Below are 26892 nucleotides of genomic sequence, written 5' to 3'. Positions count from 1 at the left end.
CGGCCCCTCAGCGACCGGAGGTGCCCAGCGTCTCCAGGTCGCGGTCCGTGAACAGCCAGGTGAACTTCTGGCGCTGGTTCGACTCCCGGGCGTAGGAGATGGACTTCTCACGCTTGGGATACTCGATCACCAGGACGGGCTTGCCGGTTTCCTCCAACACCTTGAGGAAGCCCAGCACATAGTCGCTGTGGCTCGCGGGTTGCTTGCGGTCGTCCTCCGTGAACAGATCCTCGATGCCGACGCCGCTGATCGCCGCGACAAAGTCGGGATGGGCGAGCAACTGGGAACCATTCTGCGGGATGACCAGCGCGACGGTATTTTTCGCCCTGGCCTGTGCCGCCACGCGCTTCACCCAGTCCACCATGTCCCTGCGGTACGACTGGCGGGTGGCGGGATTCGGCCTGTCGTCGATGAAACGCGCGCCGTCTTTCTCGAAGGCTTCGAAGCCGTCCACGATGTCGAGATAGACGCCATCGAAGCCGGTGGCCATCGCCTCGTCCACGACCTTGAGCATGATCGCCTGCCATTCCGGATGCCAGTAGGCGACGCGGTAGTTGCCTTTCCAGTGGGGATTTTCGCCCAACAGCCATGAGGGTTTTGCCCCGCGATTCCATTTTTCATCCCAGTAGGACCGGTAGTCCTCCGCCTCGCCGATGGAGATATAGGCGATCACTTTCCTGCCCTTTTTCCCCGCGCGGATCTCATCGAGGTCCGCGTGTTCCCACGCGGTTTCACTGCTAAAACGGCTGTCGAGGACGATCCAATCCCTCCCGGACGCCGCCAGTTGCAGGACGGCGTCGGCCTTGTCCGGCGCGAAGGAATCCGCTTGCAGGACATAGGCGAAGGAGCAAGGCGCGGCCCGCAATGGCTGGGCCGCCAGCAAGCCGCCGAAAATGCAGCAAAGGAGGGGCCTGATCACTTCTTCCTCACCGGTTCGGCGTTCCACACTTTCACATCGTCGAAGTAGCCGTCCTTGCCTGCCACACCGAACTCGATTTTCGACTTGGTTTCATGCCCGATGCCGGGCGATTCGAAGTAAGCCACACCCTTGCCATCGATGGAAACCCGCATCGCGTCGCCCACTGTTTCCACGGTGAGGTTATACCATTTCCCCGCCTCCAGTTTGGCAGGGAATTTCACCTGATGGGCGGCGATGATCTTGTTGACCTCGTCCTTCTTCGACGGATCGTTGCGCATCAGTTTCAGCTCCTCGTTCTGATTTCCGTCCCGCTCGTCCATGATGGTGATGCCATCCAGCCGGACCTGGGCGCGGGCGAGGTGTCCGTAGTGGGAACCCTTGTAGGCGCGGTCGTCGAACTCCACATCGACCATGCTGGCTCCATCCAGTTTGATCCTCGCCTCGATGACGCTGTCCTTCGTGGGGATCTCCAGTCCATGGACGGCGGCGTGCGGTTTCACCTCCGGCTTGCCATCTGCGGCAGGGATGAGCTTGTCACGGGTCTGGGTTCCCTTCAGCGCACCATCTTCGACGGTGAATGTCGCGACGACCTTGTGCCAGGGTTTCGCGAGTTCTGCATTTGAGAAGTCTTCGGAGATAAGTAGATCCTTTTTCTCCGCGATGGGCTTTGAAGGGATCCGTGGAAGGTCGGCGGCGATCACGGATGTGGCGAGCAGCGGCAGGACGGCGAGGATTTTCATGGGTTGTGGAATGAAGGATGAACGACCGTTTTATTTTCACCAATGAGGAAATTCCGTTCCTTGGGCTCCTGCGGTGCGACCTTCGGAAAGGATGCCCGGATCTTGTTGGAAGGCGGCTTCACTGTTGTCTGTGAAAGTGGAAAGATTCATCGGCTGAACGCCAGGCTCGTTCGCGGAGGTTGCCACCCGTCGGGCTTTGCCTACGATCCTGATACCGGGAATGACCAAAGACTTTTCCTTTTCATCCCTCATCGCCGGCTTCGTGGCGGTCCTGGTGGGCTTCACGAGTTCGGTCGCGCTGATCTTCCAGGCGGCGCATCATCTGTCCGCGACACCGGAACAGACGGCGTCATGGCTGTGGGCGCTGGGCATTGGTATCGGTGTGGGCAGTGTCGGCCTTTCATTGGCCACACGGCAGCCGGTGATGATCGCATGGTCCACCGCCGGGGCGGGCGTCATCGCATCCGCGGCGGCGGAAGGTGGCATCACCATGCCGGATGCGATCGGCGCGTTCGTGGTGAGCGCTCTTCTGATCACGCTCTGCGGGGTCACGGGATGGTTCGAAAAAATCATGAACCGGCTGCCCGTGCCTTTGGCGGCCGCACTGCTGGCGGGAGTGCTTGCGAGGTTCGCGTTGGATGCGTTCGCGGCGGTACCGTCGAATCCGTGGTTGGTGCTGGTGATGTTCGCCGCGTATCTGGCCGGCCGGATCGGGTGGCCGCGCTACAACGTGCCGGTGATGCTGCTGGCAGGCATCGCGGTGGCGATGATGCAGGGGTTGTTCCATGTCGGCAGCGTGAAGTGGGGGATTACCACGCCGGTGTGGGTGACGCCCCATTTCAGCATGAAGGCCGTGGTGGGGATCGCCATTCCGTTGTTTGTGGTGACGATGGCTTCGCAGAATCTTCCCGGCGTCTCGATCTTCCTGGCGCACGGCTACAAGCCGCCTGTTTCCCGCATCATCGGGTGGAGTGGCTTCACCAATCTGCTGGTGGCGCCGTTCGGCGGCTATGCGCTCAATCTGGCGGCCATCACCGCCGCGTTCTGCCTGGGTCCGGAGGCTCACCCGGATCCCCGCAGGCGATATCCCGCGGCGATGTTCGCGGGCTTGTTCTATGCGCTGATCGGTGTGTTCGGTGCCACGATCGTCGCCCTTTTCAACGCTTTTCCGCGTGAATTGATCCTCGCCATCGCAGGCTTCGGGTTGCTGGGGACGATCACCAATGGCCTGACCGTCGCGCTGAAAGAGGAACGCTTCCGTGAGGCTTCCATCGTCACGTTTTTCGTCACGCTTTCCGGTGTGATGTTGCTGGGCATCAGCTCCGCATTCTGGGGCATGATCGCGGGAGCGGTGGTGTTGTTGCTGAGGCCGAAAGCAGCCCATTGAGGGGTGCCACCGGCTCAGAGCGGTGCGTTTCCTTCACGGATCGCGCTGCTAAGGCCTCTGAAACCAGCCGGATAGTCTGGCCAGCCGCCGGGCGATGGCTCCGAAATGGAGCAAAGTGCGGCCATGAAATGACCTCCGAGGATCAAAATGGCCGTTTTGGGATGAAATCGCGTCCTGAGAGACGCCCGACGGGTCGAAAACGGAGGGAATCGGTGCGAAACATCCGTACAACTCCGGAAAGTGGGCTGAAGCCTAGAGCCATATGGGGAAATGAGTGTTGGGCGATGGCTGGATTTGTAAAATCCGCCCTGTCAGCTTCCAGAATCGTCACAAATCCTGTTAAAAAATAATTTTACCGAGTGATCTAATAATGAATAAGTTATCGAAAGTCCTCCGAACAAATTCCAAAAAACTATTCAAAAAGACATTGACCTGCGGGGGTCGGTTCTGGTAGGGTCTCCCCGTCGCCACGACAGCGGGCGACGCGAGAGACACCAAGTCGATCGGTGAGAGGTTTAACACCTCCCCACACTGATCGGCTTTTTAGTCCCCTCGAAACAAGCTCTTTGACAGTATGGCTCAGCAGGCCGCGTGCCAGTGGCGGGGATTCTCCGAGGGAAACCAAGGAAAAGAAACCGTTCTTCACTGGATAACAAGTGGGTCTGTTGGGAAGAGGAAAAAGATTGAATTGTGCGCCGCGCGGTCGGTTAAGCCCCGACGCGCGGGAGTAAGGTGAGATAGCCTTACAGGTCCGGACGAAAGTCCGAACGTCGCCGTGATCTAAGTGGTTTTTTTAGAAAACTAACAGTCACGGCATTTTTACGGAGAGTTTGATTCTGGCTCAGAACGAACGCTGGCGGCGTGTTTAAGACATGCAAGTCGCACGGAACCAAATTGGTAGTAATACTCGTTTGGTTCAGTGGCGCACGGGTGAGTAACACGTGAATTACATGCCCTTCAGTGGGGAATAGCCCAGGGAAACTTGGATTAATACCCCATGGTATCGCAAGATTAAAGGTGGCCGCAAGGCTGTCGCTGGAGGATTGGTTCGCGCCCTATCAGCTTGTTGGTGAGGTAACGGCTCACCAAGGCTACGACGGGTACCTGGTCTGAGAGGACGATCAGGCACACTGGAACTGAGACACGGTCCAGACACCTACGGGTGGCAGCAGTCGAGAATAATTCACAATGGACGAAAGTCTGATGGTGCAACGCCGCGTGGAGGATGACGGTCTTCGGATTGTAAACTCCTGTCATCCGGGAGTAAGACCTGACGGTGAATAGCCGGCAGGGTTGATAGTACCGGAAGAGGAAGGGACGGCTAACTTCGTGCCAGCAGCCGCGGTAATACGAAGGTCCCGAGCGTTGTTCGGAATCACTGGGCGTAAAGGGAGCGTAGGCGGCGTGGTAAGTCAGATGTGAAATCCCGGGGCTCAACCCCGGAACTGCATCCGATACTGCCGTGCTAGAGGATTGGAGAGGTAGCTGGAATTCTTGGTGTAGCAGTGAAATGCGTGGAGATCAAGAGGAACACTCGTGGCGAAAGCGAGCTACTGGACAATATCTGACGCTGAGGCTCGAAGGCCAGGGTAGCGAAAGGGATTAGATACCCCTGTAGTCCTGGCAGTAAACGGTGTGCGCTTGGTGTGAGGGGAATCGACCCCCCTTGTGCCGGAGCTAACGCGTTAAGCGCACCGCCTGGGAAGTACGGTCGCAAGACTAAAACTCAAAGAAATTGACGGGGACCCGCACAAGCGGTGGAGTATGTGGCTTAATTCGATGCAACGCGAAGAACCTTACCAAGGCTTGACATGCATCTCTAAGCGCGTGAAAGCGCGTGACCCTTCGGGGGATTTGCACAGGTGCTGCATGGCCGTCGTCAGCTCGTGTCGTGAGATGTTGGGTTAAGTCCCGCAACGAGCGCAACCCTTGTGACTAGTTGCCAGCACGTTATGGTGGGAACTCTAGTCAGACTGCCCAGATCAACTGGGAGGAAGGTGGGGACGACGTCAGGTCAGTATGGCCCTTACGCCTTGGGCTGCACACGTACTACAATGCCCAGTACAATGAGAACCGAGACCGCGAGGTGGAGGAAATCTAAAAAACTGGGCCCAGTTCGGATTGGAGGCTGCAACTCGCCTCCATGAAGTTGGAATCGCTAGTAATGGCGCATCATCTACGGCGCCGTGAATACGTTCCCGGGTCTTGTACACACCGCCCGTCACATCATGGAAGCCGGTCGCACCCGAAGTGCCTGCGCCAACCGCAAGGGGGCAGGGTCCTAAGGTGTAGCTGGTAACTGGGATGAAGTCGTAACAAGGTAGCCGTAGGGGAACCTGCGGCTGGATCACCTCCTTTCTACGGAGAAATTCGCAAACCGTTCTCACGGTCCCTGCGAAAGGTCGAAGCCCCGCTTCCCATCGGCAACGATGGAAAGACGTTGGCTTAGGGCAACCAGTGATGGTTCCCAACTTGAACACTTGAATAGAATCCCGTCCGCGTCTTTGATCAGATCACGCGGCGCTCAATTCAGTCTCTTTTCCTCTTTTGAAGTCAGAAGAAACAATTTTTCCGACCTCCGGTAAAAGGGGGTTTAGCTCAGTTGGTAGAGCGTCTGCTTTGCAAGCAGAATGTCAACGGTTCGAATCCGTTAACCTCCACCATCTTCACGATTCGTCTCGAGCTCCGGTCAAACGGGGAATACGAGTCATGGAATCCAAAGGGGCCTGTAGCTCAGTTGGTTAGAGCACACGCTTGATAAGCGTGGGGTCACTGGTTCGAGTCCAGTCAGGCCCACCATCCAGGAACCGGAAAAAGGAAGAACTTCTGAACGAAGCGATACTGTCGGATGAAGTCCGCTCTTTGACATCCACATGGAGAAATGACATTTTTTAAGAGACTGCAAAGTTAAGATTGTTCAAAAAAGAGCCATTCTTACAACGGTCCTTGGAAATATTCTAATTCCCAAATATACATCAAATTTTTACGGCAAGCCGGCAGAGATGCCGGCCGTTAATATAGAAGATCAGAAAGAACCGGACCGAAAGGTCCAGGCTTTGGACTTCATTAACAGCTGATTTCAAAATATGGAATCAAGCTTTAAAGGGCACACAGTGGATGCCTTGGTGCTAACAGGCGATGAAGGACGTGATAAGCTGCGATAAGCTTCGGGGAGCGGCAAATACGCTTTGATCCGGAGATTTCCGAATGGGGTAACCTGATGCTGGTAATTCGGCATCGTCTTTTCCTGAACAAAGATAGGGAAAAGCACGCGATACCCGGTGAAGTGAAACATCTCAGTAACCGGAGGAAAAGAAAGAGAATCGATTCCGTAAGTAGTGGCGAGCGAAAGCGGAACAGCCCAAACCGGAAGCTTGCTTCCGGGGTTGTAGGACCCCGACGTGGGACTTCGACGAATAGGAGAAGTGCTTGGAAAAGCACGACATAGAGGGTGAGATCCCCGTATCCGAAATTCCGAGAAGCCCTAGGGTGTTCCTGAGTAATGCAGCACACGTGAAACGTTGCATGAATCTGCGGAGACCACTCCGTAAGGCTAAATACTAGTTAGCGACCGATAGTGAACCAGTACCGTGAGGGAAAGGTGAAAAGAACCGCTGCGAGCGGAGTGAAATAGAACCTGAAACCGTGTGCCTACAAGGTGTCAGAGCCCTTCGGGGTGATGGCGTGCCTTTTGCTTAATGAGTCTGCGAGTTAGTATGTGTGGCAAGCTTAAGTCCTTAGGGGACGCAGGCGAAGCGAAAGCGAGTCCGAACAGGGCGACCATAGTTGCACGTGCTAGACCCGAAGCGGAGGTGATCTACCCTTGGCCAGGTTGAAGCGTCGGTGATACGACGTGAAGGACCGAACCGGTGAATGTTGAAAAATTCTCGGATGAGCTGAGGGTAGGAGTGAAAGGCTAATCAAACCCCGTGATAGCTGGTTCTCCTCGAAATGCATTGAGGTGCAGCGTCGCGTGTTTATGAATGGGGGTAGAGCACTGAAAGGGCTAGGGGGCATACCCGTCTACCAACCCCTATCAAACTCCGAATACCATTCAACAGAGCGCGGCAGTGAGACGGTGGGGGATAAGCTTCATCGTCAAAAGGGAAACAACCCTGATCAGCAGCTAAGGTGCCTAAATTGCGCTAAGTGGAAAGGATGTGGGATTTCTTAGACAGTGAGGATGTTGGCTTAGAAGCAGCCACCATTTAAAAAGTGCGTAATAGCTTACTCATCGAGAGATCCCGCGCCGAAAATGATTGGCGATAAGCGCAATACCGAAGCTCTGGGTGTCAGGTCCTGGGACCTGGCGCGGTAGAGGAGCATTCCCGACACGTTGAAGCGCGATGGCGACTGACCGTGGAGAGTCGGGAAGTGAGGATGCAGACATGAGTAACGATAAGACGGGTGAAATCCCCGTCCGCCGTAAACCCAAGGTTTCCCGGGCTACGTTTTTCGTCCCGGGGTTAGTCGGGACCTAAGCCGAGGCAGATATGCGTAGGCGATGGACAGCTGGTTAATATTCCAGCACTTCCGCCCCTTAAACCGGAGGGACGCATCGATGGAGATGAACAAGTGATTGAATTCTTAGGTGAGGCCACGGCCGATCCGCATCATCAAAGTCGGTGCCAAGAAAAGCTCCGGTGTATGCTAAGGAACCCGTACCGCAAACCGACACAGGTGGGTGGGTAGAATATACCAAGGCGTAAGAGTGAACCCTGGTTAAGGAACTCGGCAAATTGGCCCCGTAACTTCGGGATAAGGGGTGCCTTGTTTTACAAGGCCGCAGTGAAACGGCCCAACCGACTGTTTAGCAAAAACACAGCATTCTGCCAAGACGCAAGTCCAAGTATAGGATGTGACACGTGACCAATGCGGAAAGATTAAGATGAGATGTTAGCGGCAACGCGAAGCTTCGAGTCCAAGTCCCCGTGAATGTCGGCCGTAACTATAACGGTCCTAAGGTAGCGAAATTCCTTGTCGGGTAAGTTCCGACCTGCACGAATCGTGTAACGAGTTGGGCGCTGTCTCAACCAGGTGCTCAGTGAAATTGTAATGGCGGTGAAGATGCCGCCTACCCGCAGAAGGACGGAAAGACCCTATAGACCTTAACTGTAAGCTGTCATTGGTTTTTCGACATTCATGCTCAGCATAAGTGGGAGACGTTGAATTGGTCCTTTAGGGGATCAAGGAGTCGCCAGTGAGATACCACCCTTGGGTGTTGGAAGATCTAACCTTGAACCCGTGAATCCGGGCAGGGAACAGTGTCAGCCGGTCAGTTTTACTGGGGCGGTATCCTCCCAAAGAGTAACGGAGGAGCGCGAAGGTGGGTTCAGCACGGTTGGTAACCGTGTGTCGAGTGCATAGGCATAAACCCGCCTAACTGTGAGACCCACAAGTCGAGCAGATACGAAAGTAGGCCTAAGTGATCCGGCGGTTGAATGTGGAATTGCCGTCGCTCAACGGATAAAAGGTACCTTAGGGATAACAGGCTGATTTCATCCAAGAGTTCATATCGACGATGAAGTTTGGCACCTCGATGTCGGCTCGTCGCATCCTGGGGCTGGAGAAGGTCCCAAGGGTCCGGCTGTTCGCCGGTTAAAGCGGCACGCGAGCTGGGTTCAGAACGTCGCGAGACAGTTCGGTCCTCTATCCTCTGTGGGCGCAGGAAAACTGCGGGGTTCGGTTCCTAGTACGAGAGGACCGGAATCGACGCACCTCTGGTGCACCGGTTGTTCTGTCAAGAGCATGGCCGGGTAGCTAAGTGCGGAAGAGATAAGCGCTGAAAGCATCTAAGCGCCAAGCTCCTCCCAAGATGAGTTTTCCCCGAAGGATCGTCGGAGACTACGACGTTGATAGGCTGGAAGTGGAAGTGTGGCAACATATGCAGCTTACCAGTACTAATCATCCGTTCGGCTTGATTCCTATTTTTTGGAATTGGAAGTGACAATGACCGTGAATGGCCTGAAACAATCGAGGCCTGCAGGATCGAAGGAAACGCACTCTCCGTGTGGATGTCAGCGAGCGGGCTGAAGCGACCGCAAGGTCGCCGTCAGCGGCCACCGGCCAGCAGTCATCAGGTAGGAAATCCAACTCCTTCCCCAATGACTGGTGACCATTGACTGATGACAAAACAAATAGCTCAGGCCCCCAGAGACCCAGTCCTGGACCCGATGGCGAAGGCCAAAGGACTCCCAGCATTGCCCTCTGGTGACCAGAGCGTGGTGGAACCACCCGGTCCCATTCCGAACCCGGAAGTGAAACGCCACAGCGCCGATGGTAGTGGGACGACAGGTCCTGTGAGAGTAGGTCGTCGCCAGGTATATGCCCCGTCCATTCGAGAGAATGGACGGGGCTTTTTTTTTGGCCGCATATCCACTTGGCCGGCATCGCGGATGGCGGAAACCGGGAATCCCTCGGGGGAGATGCCTTCATCGCAGTGCGAAACGAATCCCGACGAAACCGAAATGGAATCCCCAGCAGAATTTGAAGCAATTGCCGATCGCTTCCCTGAAACCGGAGCCAAGTTGACCACATTTCCTTCCGGCAACATGATGCTGGATCTGGTGATAGACGGGGTGGATTATTGTGCGGAGTATTTTTCGACGAATCGGATCTACGGTTTGTCCAGAACGGCTGGATTTTTTCGCCATTCTTTGAGAGGATCGACGAATCTTTCGACTCAGTGGATGCACTCGTCAGGAGGATTGATGAGCTGTTGCGTGGCAGCGAATGAAGCTCTTGTTGGCGGATTGTCCCGTACGCGGCTACAATTCGGATCATCTTGTGAGAATATTGATTTCCAACACACGGCGGGTTGTCCGTCGTAGTCACTTTCCGAGGACGATTTTCTGCAAGAACCGCCACCCATGCGTCTTTATTGATAGGTTGGGCTGGAGCGATGGTCGCTTTGTCCCGAAAGAAATGCGATGAACACCATCCTGCGTATATTTGCCTTCATCTGGATCTCTTCCTTCGGGGCCGAAGGAAAACCGGAGATCATTCGTGGAACCTATGCCCATCCCAAGGCATTCTGGGATACCGGGGCCAAACTCGATGAATACGGCGTCAACGCGGTTTTCATCCATGGCAAAGGCATTGACGATGCCACCTTCAAGCGGGCAAAGGCGGAAGGATGCAAGGTTTTCGCCGAGTTCCCCACCCTCAACGGCAAATATGGAGACTATGTGAAGAATCATCCTGATGCGCATCCCATTGATGATTCGGGAAATCCCGCTCCACCGGCCACTTGGTTCATGGGAGTGTGTCCCACGCACAAGGGGTTCCGGGAATTCCGGATGAAGGAACTGCGTGATCTTCTCGGAAAATACGAACTCGACGGGATCTGGATGGACTACACCCATTGGCACGGGCAGTTCGAAGATCCTTATCCCGTCCTCATCAAAACGTGTTTCAACGATTCGTGCCTGTCCGAGTTCGAAGAATGGGCGGGTGTCGAGGTGGTGGGGAAGACTCCGCAAGAGAAGGCCAAATGGATTTTCACCAACGCCGCCAGGAAATGGGAGGATTGGCGGGTGCATGTGATTGTGGATTGGGCGAAGGAAATCCGTGCGATCACAAAGGAGATTCGTCCGAACGCACTGGTCGGCATTTTTCACACCGCGTGGAAGGATGAGGATCTGAGCGGGGTGCGGAGGAGATGCCTGGGGTTGGATTTCGATGCGCTGGCACAGCACGTGGATGTCTTTTCTCCGATGATCTATCACGGCCGGTCCGGAAAGCCGCCGGAGTATGTGGAGGAATTCGTCGCGTATCTCGGGGCAAAACCGTGGATGAAAGGAAATGCGGATTCTTATCCCCAGATGTGGCCCATCGTCCAAGCCCACGACGACCCCAGGGTGTCTCCGGAGGAGTTCGGGAAAGTGCTCCGGTACGGGCTTGGTGGGAAAAGCACCGGCGTGATGATGTTCACGATAGCGAGTGTCGCCAAGGATCCTGGGAAAATGGAGATGATGAAGGAAATCTACAAGGGAACCGGGAACTGACCGGAGCGTGTTTCCGGAAGAGGAGCGGCATGTCTTTGGAGGTGATGAGGACCCTTGCGGAGGGCGGGGAAACTGTTCAAGTTGATGGCATGAGTGAATTCGAATCAAAGGTCCGCGACGCGCTGGCAAACCCGCAGAACCAAGGGGAGATTCCAGATGCGGATGCGGTGGGAACGGTCGGTTCCCCGGAGTGCGGTGACATGATGCGGATGTGGCTCAAGTTCACCGAGAAAGATGGAAAGAAGGTCATCGACCGGGCGTCTTTCCAGGCATTCGGCTGCCAGACGGCGATTGCGGTGGCATCAATGGCGACGCAACTCCTCAAGGGAAAGACCGCTGAAGAAGCACGGAGCCTGTCGGCGGCGGAGCTTTCCGCGGATCTCGGCGCGCTTCCGCCGATGAAGATCCACTGCGGTCAGTTGGTGGAGGGAGCGTTGAAGAATGCCCTGGATGCCACACCTGCCACTCCGGTGGAGATGGCAACCAACACGCTTTCAGGATCTTTCCAGCGTCCTTCCGCGGGTAAAATCAAGATCGTGCCACTGGACTGATCCTTTGGGTTTCATCCTCCCCTTCCCTGAAACACCCCCAAAATCCGTGCTGGAACTCCAGGAAGTCTGTTTCACGATCCGGAAAGAAGGATCGGACATCAATCTGGTCGACCAGGTTTCCGTCAAGGTGCCGGAGGGGCACTTCATGGCGATTGTCGGACCGTCGGGTTGCGGAAAGACGACGTTGTTGAAAACGATCGCAGGACTGAATCCGGAGTCCGCCGGTGCCTTGTTGTGGAATGGGAGGAATCTTTCCACGGATGAGGATTTTTCGCCGTCCGAGATCGGCTATGTGCCGCAGTTTTCCATCGCCTACGATCCGCTGACGGTGGATGAATCCATTGAAACGGCGGCTCGTCTCCGCGTGCGTTGCGGCTCCACGGAGGAACTCGACCGCCGGATCGACCGCGTGCTTGGGGAGACGGGCCTCGCTTCCATCAATGACCGGCAGGTGCGGGTGCTTTCCGGCGGGCAGAAGCGGAGACTGGGGCTGGCGATGGAGTTGGTTTCCGACCCGCAGTTGTTGCTGTGTGATGAGGTGACATCAGGACTGGATCCGCGCTCGGAGCGGGAAATCGTCCAGTTGTTGCACGAACTGTCGCGGAAGAGCGGGAGGATCGTGCTTTCCGTGACCCATTCGCTGGCTCATCTGGAACTGTATGATTCCGTGCTTGTCCTGCATGAAGGAAGGGTCGCCTATCACGGCCCGCCCGACCGTTTGAACCATTACTTCTCCGTCAAGGATACGGAGGAAATCTATCCGCGGCTGGCCACGCAATCATCGGAAAGCTGGCAGAAGTCGTGGCAGAAACATGGAGATCTCTATGACAAGATGCTGGCCAAAAGCCGCGGCCGTCTGATGGCTTCCGGAGAGTTGAAACCCAGGAAAGGGGCCACCTCCGGAGAGGATGCGGAAGCGCCCGCACCGATCCCCGGCCTTGTCAGCCAATTTTCCACACTCCTTTCCCGGAGGTGGAAGATTTTCTTCAGGGACAAGGGGCAGGTCTTCCTGCAGCTAGCGATCCTGATCTGCTTTCCGCTGCTGGTCACCCTCTTCAGCGACAAGGCATCAGGCAACATCCGGAAGTTTTCCGAAAGCAGGCAGAACGACATGGCCGCGGAAATCCAGGAGCAGCAGAGCGTGCGCGCGGACCAGGCGAAGGTCGGGTCCGCCATCTCCGGCATCATCATGTTCCAGGTGGTGTTGCTGTCCCTCATGGGGTCGAACAACTCGGCACGGGAGATCGCGGGTGAGAGGCCGATTTACGAAAAGGAAAAATTCGCCGGACTGAGGCCTGCGGCCTACCTCGGATCGAAGGTGGCGTTCCTTGCCTGCCTGGTGGTCGCGCAATCCGCGTGGATGGCGTTCTTCGTGAATTTCTTCGGTCCTTTCCGTGGGGATTTCCTCCAGCACGCCGGGTTCCTGCTGGCGGTGAATGCGGCGATGACGGCGATCTGTCTGGCGATTTCGTCATGGATGCGGACGGCGGAGCAGGCCTCCCTCCTCTCGATCTATTTGGTCGGATTCCAGCTTCCGCTGTCGGGGGCCGTTCTGGCGTTGCCGGAGCATATCGAATCATTCACCCGTCCGTTCATTTCCGCGTACTGGGCATGGTCAGGCTCGGTGGAGGCACTCCAGACCCAGGTGCACCAGGCGGTGAGATCCGTGATCGATACCGCGCTGTCTCCGCAGGTGGCATGCGTGCAGGCATTGGCGGCCCACATCCTCATATCGCTCGTCGCCGCATGGATGGGTGCCCGGCGGTCGCAGTGGGATTCGTAGGAACTTCCTTCTCGATATGCCCCGCGGAAGCGGGTAGGTTCACCGCTCCAGAAACCCAAATCCACGAATTTCCATGGCCCGCCGCGCTAGTTCGAGTCTCCATCCCGGTGTCGTCCTCGGCATCATCGCCGTTGTCGCCGTCCTGTTCTTCGGCGGGAGGCATTTCGTCAGTCAGAAGGATTCTCCGATGGGGGATGTGGAGAAGCTCGACGTGAGGGATCTGCTGGAAAACGGCAACAGCCTGCGTGGCAATGAGTATATGGTGGAGGGAAAGATCGACCAGCAACTGCGCTGGACGACCTCGCGCGGCCAGGTGGTGAGCCTGCGGGTGAACACCCCCGGGGGGGACGAACTGATCGGGGTTGAGATCCCCGCCTCATTCAGCCACCTGAACATCGCAAGACAGCAGAAATACGCGATCCGCGTGAAGTTCCGCCAAGGTGGTGTGCCTGTTGCAACCGCCATCAACCGCCTCTGAACCCCCGCCGCCGAGACCGATGAAACTCCGTATCACCCTTCCGCTTTTCCTGGCCGGTTTCGCATATGCGCAGGTCTATTCACCTCCACCCGGCTCACCTCCGGCCGATGGTGAACCTGCGGTGGCGGCCCCCGCGGCGAAGAATGATGCGGGAAAGCCCGGCAATGACTTCCTGATGCTGGATCCATCCGCGGAGACCATCACCATCGGAGGAGTGACCATACCCCTCGGGGACAACCGGCTCCTGAAGGCGAGGTTCGAGAAATATCTCAACCAGCCTCCGGAGAGCGATGAAGGTGCGGAGGAATACCGGAAGACGGTCCAGGAAATCCTGGCCACCATTTCTCCGCTACGTCAGGGCGGTCCTGATCTTTACGGGGCCTTCACCCTGCTGCCGAAGGCGGCCACCTACCCGGGCGACGCCAACATCTGCGGATCATTGGCGGAGGCGATTTACATGGCGATGCTGGCGAAGCAGGACATCAACGGACTGAAGAAACTCAACGACAGCATTGAGACCGAGAAGAAGCGGTTGATCCAGGAGGCGGACTGGATGAACCGTCATGCGGAACAGGAGAAAAATCTGGGGGAAACGCGGAAATCCTCCGCCAAAGACGAGAAGGCCGGGGGGAAACCACCGGCCACCAGCCCCGGCAAAGGTGCCAATTCACTGCGGCATGCGGAAACCATCCGTCGTCTCGGTGAGATCGAGGTCATGAAGAAGTCGAACATCGCCCGCAGCGAGGCGCAGACGATCACCACCAAGACCCAGTACCAGGTGAACATGGTTCAATGGTTCGTCCAGCGCCGGTATGAGCACGTGCTGATGGCCGCCCGATTCTACAACCAGATCTGGAGGGACGGTGATGCCACGCTGCGGGTCAAGGAAGGATCGGACGTTTCGAAACTGTTTTCACAGTCCATCGGCATCAGCCCCACGGTTTCGTCGTTCGATTCGCTTTCGAACGAGGCGATCCGCGAGACCCAGAAATACATCCAGGCGGTGGATCTCCATCTCTCGCGTGACGAAGTCCATTCCGCTTCCCAGCGTTTGATGGAGGGCTTCGCGGTGGGGGAATATCTCAGTCCGGTGGCGACTTTCCCCTACGAGAAAAAACGGCGGATCCTGGAGTACGTGCATGATCTCCATGAGCTATATGACACGCTCCAAGCCCGCGACTACGCGAAGACCATTCCTTTGGCGGACCGCTTGAAGAAGACGGTGAAGGATTTCCCTTCATCGAAGGTGGACAGCGCCATCGCCGCCTACACCCTCGCGTCCGATCTGGCGATCGAGGAAGCGAAGGCCCATCTGCTGGCGAAGGATGCCGGGAAGGCGGCGGAGAAGATCAAATCGGCCACGGAAATCTGGCCGACCAACCCGAAGCTGAAGGAGTTCAGCGCGCTGGTGAGCAGCTCCGGTGGGATGAACGTGGCGCGCAATGACTTCGACCGCCTGCTGGGGGAGGGGAACTACCGGGAGATCGCGCGGCGGCAGTATGAGCTGGCCCCCGCGATCCAGGGGGATGTGACCCGCGAGGACGCCTTCCGCCAGATCGTGACCAATCTCACGAAGATCGAGACCGCGCTGAGCAAGGCGGGGGAGTTCAGCAAGGTGGGGCAGAACTATGCGGCCTGGGAACAACTGGCGGAGTTGCGGGAGGAGTTCCCTGATGATCCCAAGCTGGGACGGGAGATGGAACTGCTCGCGCCGAAAGTGGCGGACTTCACCAAGGCGCTCGATGAGGCGCGGAAGCTGGAGAACCGCACGCCGAAGCAGACCGGTTCCGCCCTCGCATGGTATTTGAAAGCGGGTGACATTTATCCGAACAGCACCATGGCGCAGGCAGGGATCCAGCGGGTGCTGGATGAGGTGCTCACCGAAGATGGGAAGTGAAAGTTGAGTCCGCCGGACCGAGTGTCCCTGCATTAGGGAGAAATCCAACCGCAATGGAAGCGAAGCGACATGGACGAACTGACCCTTCAAAATCCTTCGTCAAATGAACGCAGATGAACACGGATAGAAGAGATTGGAATCGAATTTCTCCTCTTAACGCGTTTTCATGAAAAGTGTGGCCGCTTTGTGGGAGCGGCAATCACCGGAAGACCGGGGCGGGACGCCCCGGCAACGGCCTGGGGCAAGATGCCCCAGCCACTTTTTCTTGGCGACCCCGGCTACACTAAAAGTATGCGCTCCTCGCAGCACCCGTTCCATAAGCGGTCATAGAGGTGATAGGTAGGTATGAATGACCTCTATGACCGATACCGATGGTGGATCTGATTTGATCCGGGCTGATTCCAGGGGACGGGTGCTGGTGCCCGCCGCGCACCGCGAGGTCCTGCTGGACGCCTTCGAGCGGAGTGGCCAATCGGCGATGGCTTTCAGCCGCCCGAACCAGACCTCACCTTCGCGAACTGGGTTCAGTGCCGGCGGAAAGCGGAAGGATCACCAGCATGATGGGTTCTCCGCATTCGCCGAGGTCATCATGGAGGCTTTGCCGGGATCGGGCGATGCCACCCCGCTTCCGAACCGCTTCGATTTCCCTCGGGGAATGGATTCCATGTCGACGTGGCTTCCCGCAAGCATTCTTCCCTGGTGGCCGAGCTGCTGCGCCATCTTTCCTCCTCCCGGGCCCATGCTGACGCTCTCCGCAGCCTCGCAGCATGTTCTCGCGCTGGAACCCTGCGACATGCGCAAGAGCTTCGACAGCTTCCATGCACTGGTCGTCACCCATCTGGGCGAGGATCTGCGCGAGGTGCGGTCTTCGCCTTCACCAACAAAGCACCCTCATCAAGTTGCTTCACTGGGATGGCACCGGTCTGTGGGTCCACGCCAAACGTTTCTGGAAAAAGGCACCTTCTCCCGGGCTGAGCCTCCGGGGAAGGACAGACAGCTCCGCTCGCCCCGGAAGTGCTGGCCATGCTCACCGATGGCATCGACCTGAAGGGTGCGAGCATGCGTCCGTGGTATGAACGGGGTGATCCATCCTTGCCATCACTACGCCATTCATCGTAGCTCATGGTCATCAGGATGACGCCCGAACGCGAACAACAGCTGCTGGACCGCATCGCCCATCTGGAGCGCGAGAACGAACTCGCAGTGCCGCAAGCCTGACCTGCATTGCGGAAATCCTCGGCAGCAGCAGACGCCTGATCCCGCCCAGCTCGAACTCCTGTTGGGCGGCGAAGAAGGCACGCCGCCGGGAGAAAATGGCCCTCTCCCCCGACGCGGGCGCACCGGAGGAGCGCCGCATCAAGCGCCGCAAACCCTGCATCCGCCTGCCTGCAAGCCGAGGCGGCAGCGCCTCGACCACCTTCCCATCGTGTCGATGAAGTGCTTCTGCCCGAGCCAGTCAAAGCCTGTCCGGATGCCTCGCGCAGGATCGGCGAGGAACACAGCGACCGGCTCTCCGACTACCAGCCCGGGAAGATCTTCATCCACCGGCTCGTGCGCCCTTGTCTCGTCCGCGTGGCGGATCGTGACGCTGCTCCGTCACCGCGGCGCTTCCGCCACGGCTGCAGGGATGCATGAGCGCCACTCCCGCGCTCATCGCCCACACCCCGTCTCCAAATACTGCGACCATCTGCCTTACCGGCAGAAGATCCTCGCCAGCCGCCACGGCGTCCCCATCGCCGCAACACCTTGCAGCCGCTGGGCGGAGCTCGCCGCCTCTGGCTCCAACCGCTCTACCAGCACATCCATCGGGGACTTGCATGGCTGGAAGCACCTCCGCGCCGGACGAGACTCCGTCAAATACCCGCCCCCGGCACCGGCAAACAGGGCCAGGGCTACCTCTGGACCCTTGCACTGCCCCGGCGGTGGAGATGTCCTCCACCAATGGCATGCCAGCCGTGGCAGCGCCTGCCTGATGATCTGGCGGCTTCCGGGGCATCCTCCAGAGCGATGGCTACCGTGCCTACAACGTCCACGCCGCGAAGCATCCTGGCATCCAGCAGGCCGCCTGCTGGGCGCATGTGAGAGGAAATTCCACGAAGCCCCGGCAAACCGGACAGCACTCCGCTGCCGGACCGCTCAGGGCCATCGCCCGGCTCTTTACCTCGTCGAGAAGGATCCGCAGCCAGAGCTGTGCTGACCGGAACAGCGCACGCTCATCCGCCAGCGGGACAGCCAACCCGTCATCGAACGCCTGCGGGAGGATTCCTCCGGCTCCGTTCGGATGTATCGGTTTTGCCGAAAAGCCCGCTGGGCCGTGCCATCGACTACACTCTGACGCTTTGGCCGAAGCTTGTAACCTACCTCATCCACGGGGGAGGTCGAGATCGATACCAACCTGACGGAGAACGCCATCCGTCCGACAGCGGTGGGCAAGAAGAACTGGCTCTTCGTGGAGGCGAAGTTACCGGGCAGACCAGCGATCCTCTACACGTTGCTCGAAAGCGCGTAAACGGCACGGTCACGAACCCTATGCCTACCTGCGGGATGTGCTGGAACGCCTGCCCGCGATGAAGAATTTGGAGATTGATCTTCTTCTGCCCCGGAACTGGAAGCCCGCAGGAGAACCGGCCATCCTGAACCACATGGCCTGAACTCTCAACTGGGGCTGCAAGGAGCGCTTACCACTAAAAAGCAAAACGCTCTAATAATCCGTGTAATTTGGCTCAGTCTTCCGAAGCAGGTTCGCCCATCTTCGCTGCGCTCCGATTGTGGTAATTCTTTTCAGATTCCGGATGGAGCTTCCGAAATGAGGTGGCTTTGGTTTCAGGCGATCAGAGAGGGCAGGGGCATGGAAAATCACCCGTGCGCCGCGCCTTACTTCCTCTGAAAGCGCATGATGCGGTCGTTCGCGGTGAGGAAGACCGTTTTGCCGTCCTTGCCTCCGAACGCGACGTTCGCGGTGGGTTGATGAGTGAGGACGCGGCCGAGGAGCTTGCCCTCTTTCGAAACGATGAGCAGGCCGCCCGGTCCGGTGGTCCAGATGTTGCCCGCGGCGTCCGTCTTGAGACCGTCGGTGGAGCCTTTGCCTTCGAGCTTGTTGGCATCGAAGAACAACGTCATCTCCCCGGCGCTGCCGTCTTCGTTCAGGGGGAAACTGTAGACGTTGAACTTGCCCTTGTGGGAGTTGGCCACGAAGAGGGTTTTCTCATCGTGGGACAGGGCGATGCCGTTGGGCCGCTCGAGATCCTTTGAGATCAGCGTGATCTTTCCGTCGAAGGTGGTGCGGAAGACCCCGCAGTAGGGGAGCTCCCGCGCCATGTCCCGCTCACCTTTCGGGAGGCCGTAGATGGGGTCGGTGAAATAGACCGCGCCGCTGGAGTGGATCACCAGGTCATTTGGGCTGTTCAGCCGCCTGCCTTCGAAGCGATCCGCGACGGTCATCTTCCCTCCGTCCTTCATGAGGACGGAAATTCTCCGGTCGCCGTGCTCCGCCAGGAAGAGGCGTCCGTATTTGTCAAAGGTGAGTCCATTGGAACCTGCCTCCTTGCCGTAGTCGGAAACGCCGGTGTAGCCGGAAGGTTTCATGAAGACCCGCAGTCCCTTTTCATCGGACCAGGAATGGATCACATTGTTGGGGATGTCGGAGAAGAGCAGTTCGTTCGTCTCCGCATTCCAGACGGGACCCTCGGTCCAGCGGAACCCTTCGGTGACGACTTCGATCTTTGTGCCCGGGGCGATGAGCGCGTCGAGGGCGGGGTCCAGTTTTTCGACCGATGGGTCCTGGGCGAATACGGACGAAATGAGGGAGAAGGAAAGGAGGAGGTGGGCTTTCATGATGTGGGGAAGATGGGCGAGGGATTGCGCGGGGGAAAGGTTCAAGTTTTCGCGAAAACCTCCCTACAGAGAGGGCAGGTTTTTCCGTTGCAGCCACGGGCGGTACAGTATTCCCGGCCGTAGAAGATGATCTGGAGGTGGAGCTTGTTCCAGGAATCCCGGGGGAAGAGCTTCTTGAGGTCCCGTTCCGTCTGGACGACGTTCTTTCCTGATGTGAGCTTCCACCGGGTGGCCAGGCGGTGGATGTGGGTATCGACGGGGAATGCCGGGACGCCGAAAGCCTGGGCCATCACGACGGAGGCGGTCTTGTGGCCGACGCCGGGGAGTTCCTCCAGATCTCCGAAGCTGGCGGGGACCTGCCCTCCGTGTTTCTCGACGAGGATCCGGGAGAGGTTGGAGATCGCGGCGGACTTCGCCGGGGAGAGCCCGCAGGGCCGGATGATGTCGCGGATTTCATCGACCGGGACGTGCATCATGTCCTGTGGGTTGTCCGCGCGCGCGAAGAGTGCCGGAGTGATCTGGTTCACGCGCACATCCGTGCATTGGGCGGAAAGCAGCACCGCCACCAGAAGGGTGAAGGGATCCTTGTGGTCGAGCGGGATCGGGGTTTCAGGATACAGTTCCTCCAGCCGCTTCCTGACATGGTCCGCACGTTGCTGCTTCGTCATGGCGGAAGAATCTCCGGGTCGGGCGGTGGATGGCAAGGGGAGAGCCAACGGAATCCGGGATGAATAAAATTCCCGGCGACGCGTCTCCGATTGGTTGCTTGCGGTGGGAGGGGAACCGCTTAGGATCCGGATTGTGCGCCGTTGGGCTGTCATTCTGGTCGCTGTCTCCGTCATGGGGGCGGCAGGTGGGGCCGGCTGGTTTTTCCGGCAGGAACTCGGGATGTGGTGGCATCACGCCGTCACGCCGGTGGAGATGGGCGGTCCGCCCCGCCCTGTACCGGACCCGCGATCCTATGCCGTCCTCATGGACGAGCTGCAGCGGTGGCGTGAGGATCTGGCGGACCGTTACTCCAAGTCGAAGACGGCGGCGGAACGGCAGGCGGTGGAGCATGACGCCCGGATGGTGCTGGAGGAGGCGCTCCCCGCGATGATGCGTTGCTGGCTGGGCACGCCGTGGGATTTCCACGGGACCGCCGACGGTCCCGGCAAAGGGAAGATCGCCTGCGGTTATTTCATCTCCACGGTCCTGAGGGACGCAGGATTCCAGGTGGACCGCTACAAGCTGGCGCAGCAACCGTCGGGGAACATCCTGCAGACCTTTCTGAAGAGGGAAGCATGTTCGCTGACGGTGGGGGAGGAGTATGATGCGTTTGCCGACGGACTTTCCCGCATCCCGAGGGGGATCTACGTGGTCGGCCTGGATACCCACGTGGCGTTCCTGCTGGTGGAAAGCGACGGCTTCCGGTTCATCCATTCGTCCGGCTCCGCGCCGTGGTGCGTGGTGGATGAAGGTCGGGAGGACGCCCACGTTCTCCGCAAGTCGAACTGGCGGATGCTGGGGAATTTCTCCGGGGATGTGGGGGTGATCCGGACGTGGCTCAAGGGAGGGAAGATCTCCGTCAGGGGCGCGTGACGTCACTCCACCTCTTTCTGGAGCTTGGTCCGCTCCGCATCGGACAGGGCGGCTGCATCGAGGGCGGCCCGTGCTGCCGCGAGGTTGCTGGCTCTCCAGGATTTCAGGGTTTCCCCCATCTGGATCGTGCGGTCCTGCGGGTCTGAAATGGAGGCTGCCCAGGTGAAAGCGGTGGCCGGATCCGTCTGGCGCACCTGTTGCACCAACGGCTTCACCGCCGCATCCCGGGAGAAACCGGTGGGGAGGGTGGAGATCCACTGTGAGGCACCCACCGCATCATATTGGGTCCAGGAGGTGGCCACCGCGCCGATGCCGTCGTCACGCCACTGGCCGGCGGGAAGGGCGGTGGCCCAGGTCGCCGCCGCGCTGGGATCATCCATGGCCCAGGTGGCGGCGAGGCCGCTGGCGGAAGTGGCGAGATTCTTCGCCATGCCATCCGGCGGTGCGGCCAGCAGGCTGGTGAGCTGCCTGCTGGCGGAGAGGGGATCGTCTTTTGAGAGTGCGGGGAGGATGGAGGATAGCGCGCGGACCCGCTCCGCGCCGGAGAGACTTTCCGCCCATTGGTGGGCCGACTCCGGATCGCTGCGTGCCCAGGATGTGGCGATGCTGTTGAGCGCTGCCAGGCGACCTTCGCCGGGAGCGAGTTTCTTCAAACCTTCCGCCGCGGACTCGGGATCTTCCCTGCCCCATTTGCCGAACAGCCCGCTGAAGGCGGCGTTCTGCTCCTGGGGGTTGGTCAGACTGACAGCGAAGTCCAGGGCGGCCTTGCTGTCCTTCGAGGCATATTCGCCCATCATGTTCTGCAGGGATTGCGGAGTACGCTGTGACTCAGGGAGGGAGAGGAAGTATTCCTCCGCTGCCTTGGGGGAGCTTTTCACCAGCCCACGGAGCACCTGGGGAGAAGTTTCCAGCTTGTCCCGTTCCCCCATCTTTGCGGTCTGCTCCTTCAGGAGATCCGAGGAGGACCAAGCGGCGTAATACATCAGATTGCCCAACTGCTCCCGGCGGGTGGTGGCGTTGTCCACCTGATCCAGAAGATCGAAAGCAAGCCGGGTTTCCGACCATCCCATACTTTGCAGCAACTCTCCGGTGGCGATCCGCTTTTCGGACGGAACGGCCATGGATTTCAGCATGGTCATGGCCTTTTCGGGATCCTCGTCCGCCACCACGCCCAGGATCCTGCCGGAAATGGCTCCGCGCAGGTGGCCCGCTTCCCCTTTCAGTTTTTCCCAGGCCACGGCGGGATCCTCCCTGCCGATGGAGGCATAGATTTCCTTGAAGGCTTCCGTCCGCCGGTCTCCTTTCAATGTCTTTGCCCAGCCGAGAGCGGAATCCGGATCGGAGCGCGCCCAGGTGGCCGCGACGCCGGCGGCGGAGTATCCGCCCGCGATTTCTTCCGGCAGGGATCTGAGGCGCTCCGCTGCGGCGGCGGGGTCTTTCTCCGCCCAGTTGCTGAGGATCCCCCGGGTGTAATAATCCCCCCAGCCGGAGCGGGAAGGCTCGGTCGTCAGGAGGTCGCAGGCCGCCACCGGGTCCTTCTTGCCGATCGCGGCGATGACACCCGGCGCGACGTTCTCACGCATCTCACCTTTCGGCAGGGCACGCATCTCGCCCAAGGCACGGTCCGGATCCACCTGGGCCAGGCTGGAAAAGCACTCCCGTGCCGCGTAGTTGCGGAACGAGCGTTGTTTGCAGGACTGGACGAACTCCAGCGCGGCGGATGGGTCCGCCGCGGTCCATTTGCCGAACAGGGCTGACATGAGCGTCCAGCGGCTCTGGTCGGAACTGTTCGGATTGTTGCGGAAGTCGTCGCGCACCAGTTCCATGATCCGGGGGATCTCCGCCGCCGGAAGTGACTCGATGGCGAGGGTGAGCCGGGCGGAAGCCACCTCGTTCCGCTGGGATCTGAAGAGGTGGCGGATTTCTTCCAGGGAATCGACCGAGAACGAAGGACCGCCGAAGGGGTCGGTCCGCGGCGTGCGGGTGGAGTGACGCGTCTCCCGGGCGGGACGGGTGTTTTTCTCCGCCTCCGGAGCCGGCACGGAATCCCTCCTCCCCGCCATGAAACCGAGACCGATGGCGGCGGGGATGATCACGAACAACATGCTGGGTTTCATGGCATCGTGCGTATGACAGATTTCCCGCCGGCAGTCACGGGGTTTCAACCTTTGGTTGGGGGGCGGGGACGTTCCGGCTTGCGTGGGAGGAAAGGATGGCATTTCTTCCCGGGGCAATGTCCTCACTTCCCACCGCTGACCTCCTGGCGCTCGATGTGGACGGCCTGAAAGGCCGCCTCTCGAAACTCAGGAGGTATCTTTGACGTCCCGGCCCTCGAAATCAAAATCAACACGCTGGAGGAAGCCATGGGCTCCCCGGAGTTCTGGAATGACGCGGACAAGGCGAAAACGATCAGCGCCCAGGCCGCTGGACTGAAAAAAAAGCTGGAGGCCTTCCTCAAGCTGGAGAGCCGTTCGAACGACATCGTCGAAGGTATTTCGCTGGCGAAGGAATTCGACGACGCCGAGATGGCGAAGGAAGCGATCGAAAACGCAAAGACCCTCGAAAAGGACATCCGCGAATACGAACTGCTGACGCTGCTGAACCAGCCGAGCGACATCTCGCCCTGCTACCTGGTGATTTCCGCCGGTGCGGGCGGCACGGAGGCCTGCGACTGGGCCCAGATGCTGCACCGCATGTACACCCGCTGGGCGGAGCGGAAGGGTTACTCCGTCGAGACGCTCGACTGGCAGGATGGCGACGAGGCCGGCCTGCGCTCCGCGACCATCAAGATCACCGGCGACTATGCCTACGGCTTCCTCAAGAGCGAGCGGGGCGTCCACCGTCTGGTGCGCATCTCCCCGTTCGATTCCGCGGCGAAGCGCCACACCTCGTTCGCGTCGATCGACGTGAACCCGGAAGTTTCGAAGGAGATCAAGATCGAGATCCTCGACAAGGACATTGAGATCACCACGACCCGTTCCGGCGGCAAGGGCGGCCAGAACGTCAACAAGGTGGAGACGGCGGTCCTTCTGCGCCACCTTCCGACGGGCATCCTCATCCGCTCGACTGCGGCGCGCTCACAGGGCGCGAACCGCGAACTGGCGTTCGAGATCCTGAAGTCGAAGCTCTACACCATCGAGGAGGACAAGCAACGGGCCGAGTCCGACCGGGCCTATGGGGAGAAGGGGGATGTGTCCTGGGGCAACCAGATCCGTTCCTACGTCTTCCAGCCTTACCAGAAGGTGCTGGACCTCCGCACCGGTGAGGAATCCGGCAACATCCAGGACGTGATGGACGGGGACATCGACGCGTTCATCGAAGCCAAGCTCCGCGGCAAGGTCCGCGTGAAGGGCGGCGGCGGTGACGAGGACTGAGCCTGCAAGATCGCCGGACCTTTACCGGGTCCGGCGAGTTCCTCCATAGCCTGTCACTTCAGGAATCCGCTGTCCGTCAGCCACTCGGTGAAGCGCTCCGGCCACTTCGCGGCGGCTCCGGTTTTTCCAGGGCGGTAGCCGAAGCCGTGGCCGGCTTCCGAGTAGATGTGCAGCTCCGCTTTCACCCCGGCGGCCTTGTATTTCAGGTAGAGCGAAGCCATGCCCTCGGCGATGTCCGGGCGGTCGCCGTAGCCACAAGCGATGAAGACGGGAGGCATGCCCTTTTCCGCGGTCATGGTGGCGGACTTGCCCGGGTAGATGAGCGCCTGGAAATCCGGGCGGCTGGATGCTTTTTCCACCGGATCGGCCGATGATGCATCGCCCGGGTCGGATTTCATCGCGGAGTAGGCGGCGACTTCCCCACCTGCGGAAAAGCCGAGGATGCCGATGCGGTCCGGTTTGATGTTCCACTCCGCGGCGCGGGAGCGGATGGTGCGGATGGCGCGGCGGGTATCGTTCATCGCGTCGCCTTCCAGGGTGTAGGTGGAGCCTTCCTCGCGGGAGAGGCGGTATTTCAGAACGAATGCGGCGATTCCCCGCTGCTGGAACCACTCCGCCAGCGCGTAGCCTTCATGGCCGGTGCAGAGCTTCTGGTGGCCGCCGCCGGGACAGATGATGACGGCGACTCCGGTGGATTTGGACGGCTCCGGGAGGTAGGGGGTGATGGAGGGATTGTGGACGTTGGTGATGTTGCCCTTGCCGTCGTCTTTCTCCGGTTCGTTCTTCCGGGTTTCGGAGCCGGGGGCGCCGTTCGGCCAGAGGGGGAGCGCGGCGGGTTCGGCGGCCAGGGTGAAGGCGGCGGAGGCGAGCAGGAGGAGGATGGATTTCATCAGGATGGCGGCAGATACGGTGGCGGTTGGCGGGAAGTTGCGCGGAGGTGGGGAGGGGACGGTGATTTGCACTGGCTTGGATAGCTTTTCCCGGTTATCTCCGCGCCCCGCACCAATCCGCCCGCCATCCATGATTCCCCACCTCACCGTGATCAAAGCCGGAACCGGCGTGCTGACGAAAAGCAATGATGGCACGCTCGACCGGGCCGCGCTGGTGCATCTGGTGGCGGCCATTTCCGGCCTCATCCATGCCGGGCACCGTTGCCTGTTCGTCTCCTCGGGAGCGGTGGGATCCGGCGTTTCCGCCCTCGGCCTCAGCGAGTATCCGAAGGACACCGCCACCCGGCAGGCATGCGCCGCCGTCGGGCAGGCGAGGCTGATGCAGACCTACAGCAGCCTGTTTTCCAATTTCGATGTCACCATCGCCCAGGTCCTGCTGACCGCGGCGGATCTGGCGACCCCGGAGCGTGCGGGCTATGTGAAGGACACCCTGCGCCGCCTGCTGGTGGAGCCCATGATCCTGCCGATCATCAACGAGAATGACTCCGTTGCGGTGGAGGAGCTGAAGTTCGGCGACAATGACATGCTTTCCGTCCGGGTGGCGAAGCTGGCCGGCGCGAAGCGGGTGATCCTGCTCACCAGTGTGGATGGTCTGCTCGATCCGGAGACAAACGAGCGGATCGCCGAAGTTTCCGATATTGACGGGGTTTTCCGGCATGTCCGCGACGACAAGGGCCGCTTCTCGATGGGCGGCATGGCGTCGAAGCTTTCCGCGGTCAAATTCGCCGTTGAGGCCGGGATCGAGACCCACATCGCCCACGGCCGCCATCCGGAGCGGCTGGCTGCCATTGTTGACGGCACGGGTATCTCGACCAGGTTTGCGGCGGGAAATGCTTCTTGAGCGTCCATTTTTCCAGATTATAATACCGGGCATGATCGCGCTGGACGAGTTGAAGAAACTTCCGATCGAAGAGCGGCGCCATATTGTTGAGGAACTTGCGAAATCCATTGAGGAGGATGAGAATTTTCCGGAGTCCCCGGAGTTGCTCGAAGAACTGGACCGGCGTATGGCGGATTACCATGCGGATCCGTCCTCGGCGGTGCCGTGGGAAACGGTGAAAGCCAAACTTCTGGAGCGCAGTGCATCATAGGATCGAGTTCACACGTCATGCGGACTCGGATTCCACCCAAGCTTACGAATGGTATGAAGCTCAGGAAGAAGGTGCCGGACGCTATTTTAGCAGGCGGCTGATCGAACTCATCGAGTTGATCGGAGATCAGCCCCTTTCGTTCCCAGCAAGCCACCGGAGCTTCCGGAAGGGGTTGATGAAAAATTTCCCATATGCCGTGTATTTCCAGATTTGCGGAGACAAAATTGTGATTGCCGCGATCATTCACGGAGCCAGAAATCCCCGTCTCACAGCGCAACTTCTGAGACGCCCCAGATAACTT

Annotated in this window: 23 protein-coding genes, 2 tRNA genes and 3 rRNA genes; 22 read left to right on the top strand and 6 right to left on the bottom strand. The window is 59.1% G+C overall.

Going from position 1 to position 26892, the window contains the following annotated elements; genetic code table 11:
- Positions 1-7 precede the first annotated feature (7 nt).
- Complete coding sequence (locus tag KF712_14275) at positions 8-919, bottom strand: endo alpha-1,4 polygalactosaminidase (protein MBX3742155.1); 912 nt, start codon at positions 917-919, stop codon at positions 8-10.
- Entirely contained in the window at positions 916-1659 is a 744-nt protein-coding gene (locus KF712_14270) for a hypothetical protein (protein ID MBX3742154.1), read from the bottom strand. The genes KF712_14275 and KF712_14270 overlap by 4 nt, the downstream gene beginning before the upstream one ends.
- A 220-nt stretch (positions 1660-1879) precedes the next feature.
- Between KF712_14270 and KF712_14265 the strand changes: the two genes are divergently transcribed.
- The 17 genes from KF712_14265 to KF712_14185 all read left to right on the top strand — a co-directional run bounded on the left by KF712_14265 (position 1880) and on the right by KF712_14185 (position 18412).
- The gene (locus tag KF712_14265) at positions 1880-3046 is read left to right on the top strand and encodes a benzoate/H(+) symporter BenE family transporter (protein MBX3742153.1); all 1167 of its coding nucleotides are present in this window, start codon (positions 1880-1882) and stop codon (positions 3044-3046) included.
- Between the two features lie 818 nt (positions 3047-3864).
- Positions 3865-5404 (top strand): 16S ribosomal RNA (locus tag KF712_14260).
- A gap of 229 nt (positions 5405-5633) precedes the next feature.
- Positions 5634-5709: transfer RNA gene (locus tag KF712_14255), tRNA-Ala, on the top strand.
- Between the two features lie 59 nt (positions 5710-5768).
- Positions 5769-5845, top strand: a tRNA-Ile gene (locus KF712_14250).
- A 291-nt stretch (positions 5846-6136) separates the two neighbouring features.
- Positions 6137-8971 (top strand): 23S ribosomal RNA (locus KF712_14245).
- A 281-nt stretch (positions 8972-9252) separates the two neighbouring features.
- A 5S ribosomal RNA gene (gene rrf, locus KF712_14240) occupies positions 9253-9368 on the top strand.
- The 16S, 23S and 5S rRNA genes sit together here with 2 tRNA genes alongside, the layout of an rRNA operon.
- 103 nt (positions 9369-9471) lie before the next feature.
- The gene (locus tag KF712_14235; protein MBX3742152.1) at positions 9472-9876 is read left to right on the top strand and encodes a hypothetical protein; all 405 of its coding nucleotides are present in this window, start codon (positions 9472-9474) and stop codon (positions 9874-9876) included.
- A 99-nt stretch (positions 9877-9975) separates the two neighbouring features.
- On the top strand, positions 9976-11052 hold the full coding sequence (locus KF712_14230; GenBank protein ID MBX3742151.1) for a hypothetical protein: 1077 nt from the start codon (positions 9976-9978) through the stop codon (positions 11050-11052).
- An 89-nt stretch (positions 11053-11141) separates the two neighbouring features.
- Positions 11142-11603 carry an iron-sulfur cluster assembly scaffold protein gene (locus KF712_14225; GenBank protein MBX3742150.1) on the top strand — a complete coding sequence of 154 codons (462 nt, stop codon included), beginning with the start codon at positions 11142-11144 and terminating at the stop codon, positions 11601-11603.
- A gap of 46 nt (positions 11604-11649) precedes the next feature.
- Complete coding sequence (locus KF712_14220) at positions 11650-13386, top strand: ATP-binding cassette domain-containing protein (protein MBX3742149.1); 1737 nt, start codon at positions 11650-11652, stop codon at positions 13384-13386.
- A gap of 73 nt (positions 13387-13459) precedes the next feature.
- The gene (locus tag KF712_14215; protein ID MBX3742148.1) at positions 13460-13864 is read left to right on the top strand and encodes a hypothetical protein; all 405 of its coding nucleotides are present in this window, start codon (positions 13460-13462) and stop codon (positions 13862-13864) included.
- A 19-nt stretch (positions 13865-13883) separates the two neighbouring features.
- Complete coding sequence (locus tag KF712_14210; protein ID MBX3742147.1) at positions 13884-15761, top strand: hypothetical protein; 1878 nt, start codon at positions 13884-13886, stop codon at positions 15759-15761.
- A gap of 358 nt (positions 15762-16119) precedes the next feature.
- Entirely contained in the window at positions 16120-16809 is a 690-nt protein-coding gene (locus KF712_14205) for a hypothetical protein (GenBank protein ID MBX3742146.1), read from the top strand.
- Between the two features lie 389 nt (positions 16810-17198).
- The gene (locus KF712_14200; protein MBX3742145.1) at positions 17199-17396 is read left to right on the top strand and encodes a hypothetical protein; all 198 of its coding nucleotides are present in this window, start codon (positions 17199-17201) and stop codon (positions 17394-17396) included.
- 359 nt (positions 17397-17755) lie between these two features.
- Entirely contained in the window at positions 17756-18160 is a 405-nt protein-coding gene (locus KF712_14195; protein MBX3742144.1) for a transposase, read from the top strand.
- A complete protein-coding gene (locus KF712_14190; protein ID MBX3742143.1) occupies positions 18145-18270 on the top strand; it encodes a transposase in 126 nt (41 codons plus the stop codon). Before KF712_14195 ends, KF712_14190 begins: the two co-directional genes overlap by 16 nt.
- A gap of 37 nt (positions 18271-18307) precedes the next feature.
- Positions 18308-18412 carry a hypothetical protein gene (locus KF712_14185; GenBank protein ID MBX3742142.1) on the top strand — a complete coding sequence of 35 codons (105 nt, stop codon included), beginning with the start codon at positions 18308-18310 and terminating at the stop codon, positions 18410-18412.
- Positions 18413-18635: 223 nt separating this feature from the next.
- Here the strand turns inward: KF712_14185 and KF712_14180 are convergent, their stop codons facing one another.
- Positions 18636-19595: an SMP-30/gluconolactonase/LRE family protein gene (locus KF712_14180; GenBank protein ID MBX3742141.1), complete on the bottom strand. Its 960-nt coding sequence runs from the start codon at positions 19593-19595 to the stop codon at positions 18636-18638.
- A 41-nt stretch (positions 19596-19636) separates the two neighbouring features.
- Positions 19637-20263 (bottom strand): endonuclease III, encoded by a 627-nt coding sequence (nth, locus tag KF712_14175; protein MBX3742140.1) that lies wholly within the window; start codon positions 20261-20263, stop codon positions 19637-19639.
- A 133-nt stretch (positions 20264-20396) separates the two neighbouring features.
- Between nth and KF712_14170 the strand changes: the two genes are divergently transcribed.
- Positions 20397-21176, top strand: coding sequence for a hypothetical protein (locus KF712_14170; protein MBX3742139.1), 780 nt, complete (start codon positions 20397-20399; stop codon positions 21174-21176).
- Between the two features lie 2 nt (positions 21177-21178).
- Here the strand turns inward: KF712_14170 and KF712_14165 are convergent, their stop codons facing one another.
- Entirely contained in the window at positions 21179-23293 is a 2115-nt protein-coding gene (locus KF712_14165; GenBank protein ID MBX3742138.1) for a hypothetical protein, read from the bottom strand.
- Positions 23294-23409: 116 nt separating this feature from the next.
- On the opposite strand from KF712_14165, the gene prfB reads away from it, so the two are divergent.
- Positions 23410-24550 (top strand): peptide chain release factor 2 gene (prfB, locus tag KF712_14160; protein ID MBX3742137.1). Its coding sequence is split into 2 segments (ribosomal slippage): positions 23410-23487 and positions 23489-24550, totalling 1140 coding nucleotides; the frame shifts between segments, so codons are not numbered across the junction.
- A 53-nt stretch (positions 24551-24603) separates the two neighbouring features.
- On the opposite strand, the gene KF712_14155 is transcribed toward prfB, so the two are convergent.
- Entirely contained in the window at positions 24604-25440 is an 837-nt protein-coding gene (locus tag KF712_14155; protein MBX3742136.1) for an alpha/beta hydrolase, read from the bottom strand.
- 130 nt (positions 25441-25570) lie between these two features.
- On the opposite strand from KF712_14155, the gene proB reads away from it, so the two are divergent.
- Genes proB through KF712_14140 form a run of 3 tightly spaced genes read left to right on the top strand, consistent with a single transcriptional unit; the run spans position 25571 to position 26889 of the window.
- Positions 25571-26341: a glutamate 5-kinase gene (proB, locus tag KF712_14150; protein ID MBX3742135.1), complete on the top strand. Its 771-nt coding sequence runs from the start codon at positions 25571-25573 to the stop codon at positions 26339-26341.
- Positions 26342-26372: 31 nt separating this feature from the next.
- Complete coding sequence (locus KF712_14145; protein MBX3742134.1) at positions 26373-26591, top strand: addiction module protein; 219 nt, start codon at positions 26373-26375, stop codon at positions 26589-26591.
- Positions 26581-26889, top strand: coding sequence for a type II toxin-antitoxin system RelE/ParE family toxin (locus KF712_14140; GenBank protein MBX3742133.1), 309 nt, complete (start codon positions 26581-26583; stop codon positions 26887-26889). Before KF712_14145 ends, KF712_14140 begins: the two co-directional genes overlap by 11 nt.
- Positions 26890-26892 lie beyond the last annotated feature (3 nt).

Source organism: Akkermansiaceae bacterium, from assembly GCA_019634595.1.
Classification (GTDB): Bacteria; Verrucomicrobiota; Verrucomicrobiia; order Verrucomicrobiales; family Akkermansiaceae; genus Luteolibacter.
This window is presented reverse-complemented; position numbering and strand designations above follow the sequence as displayed.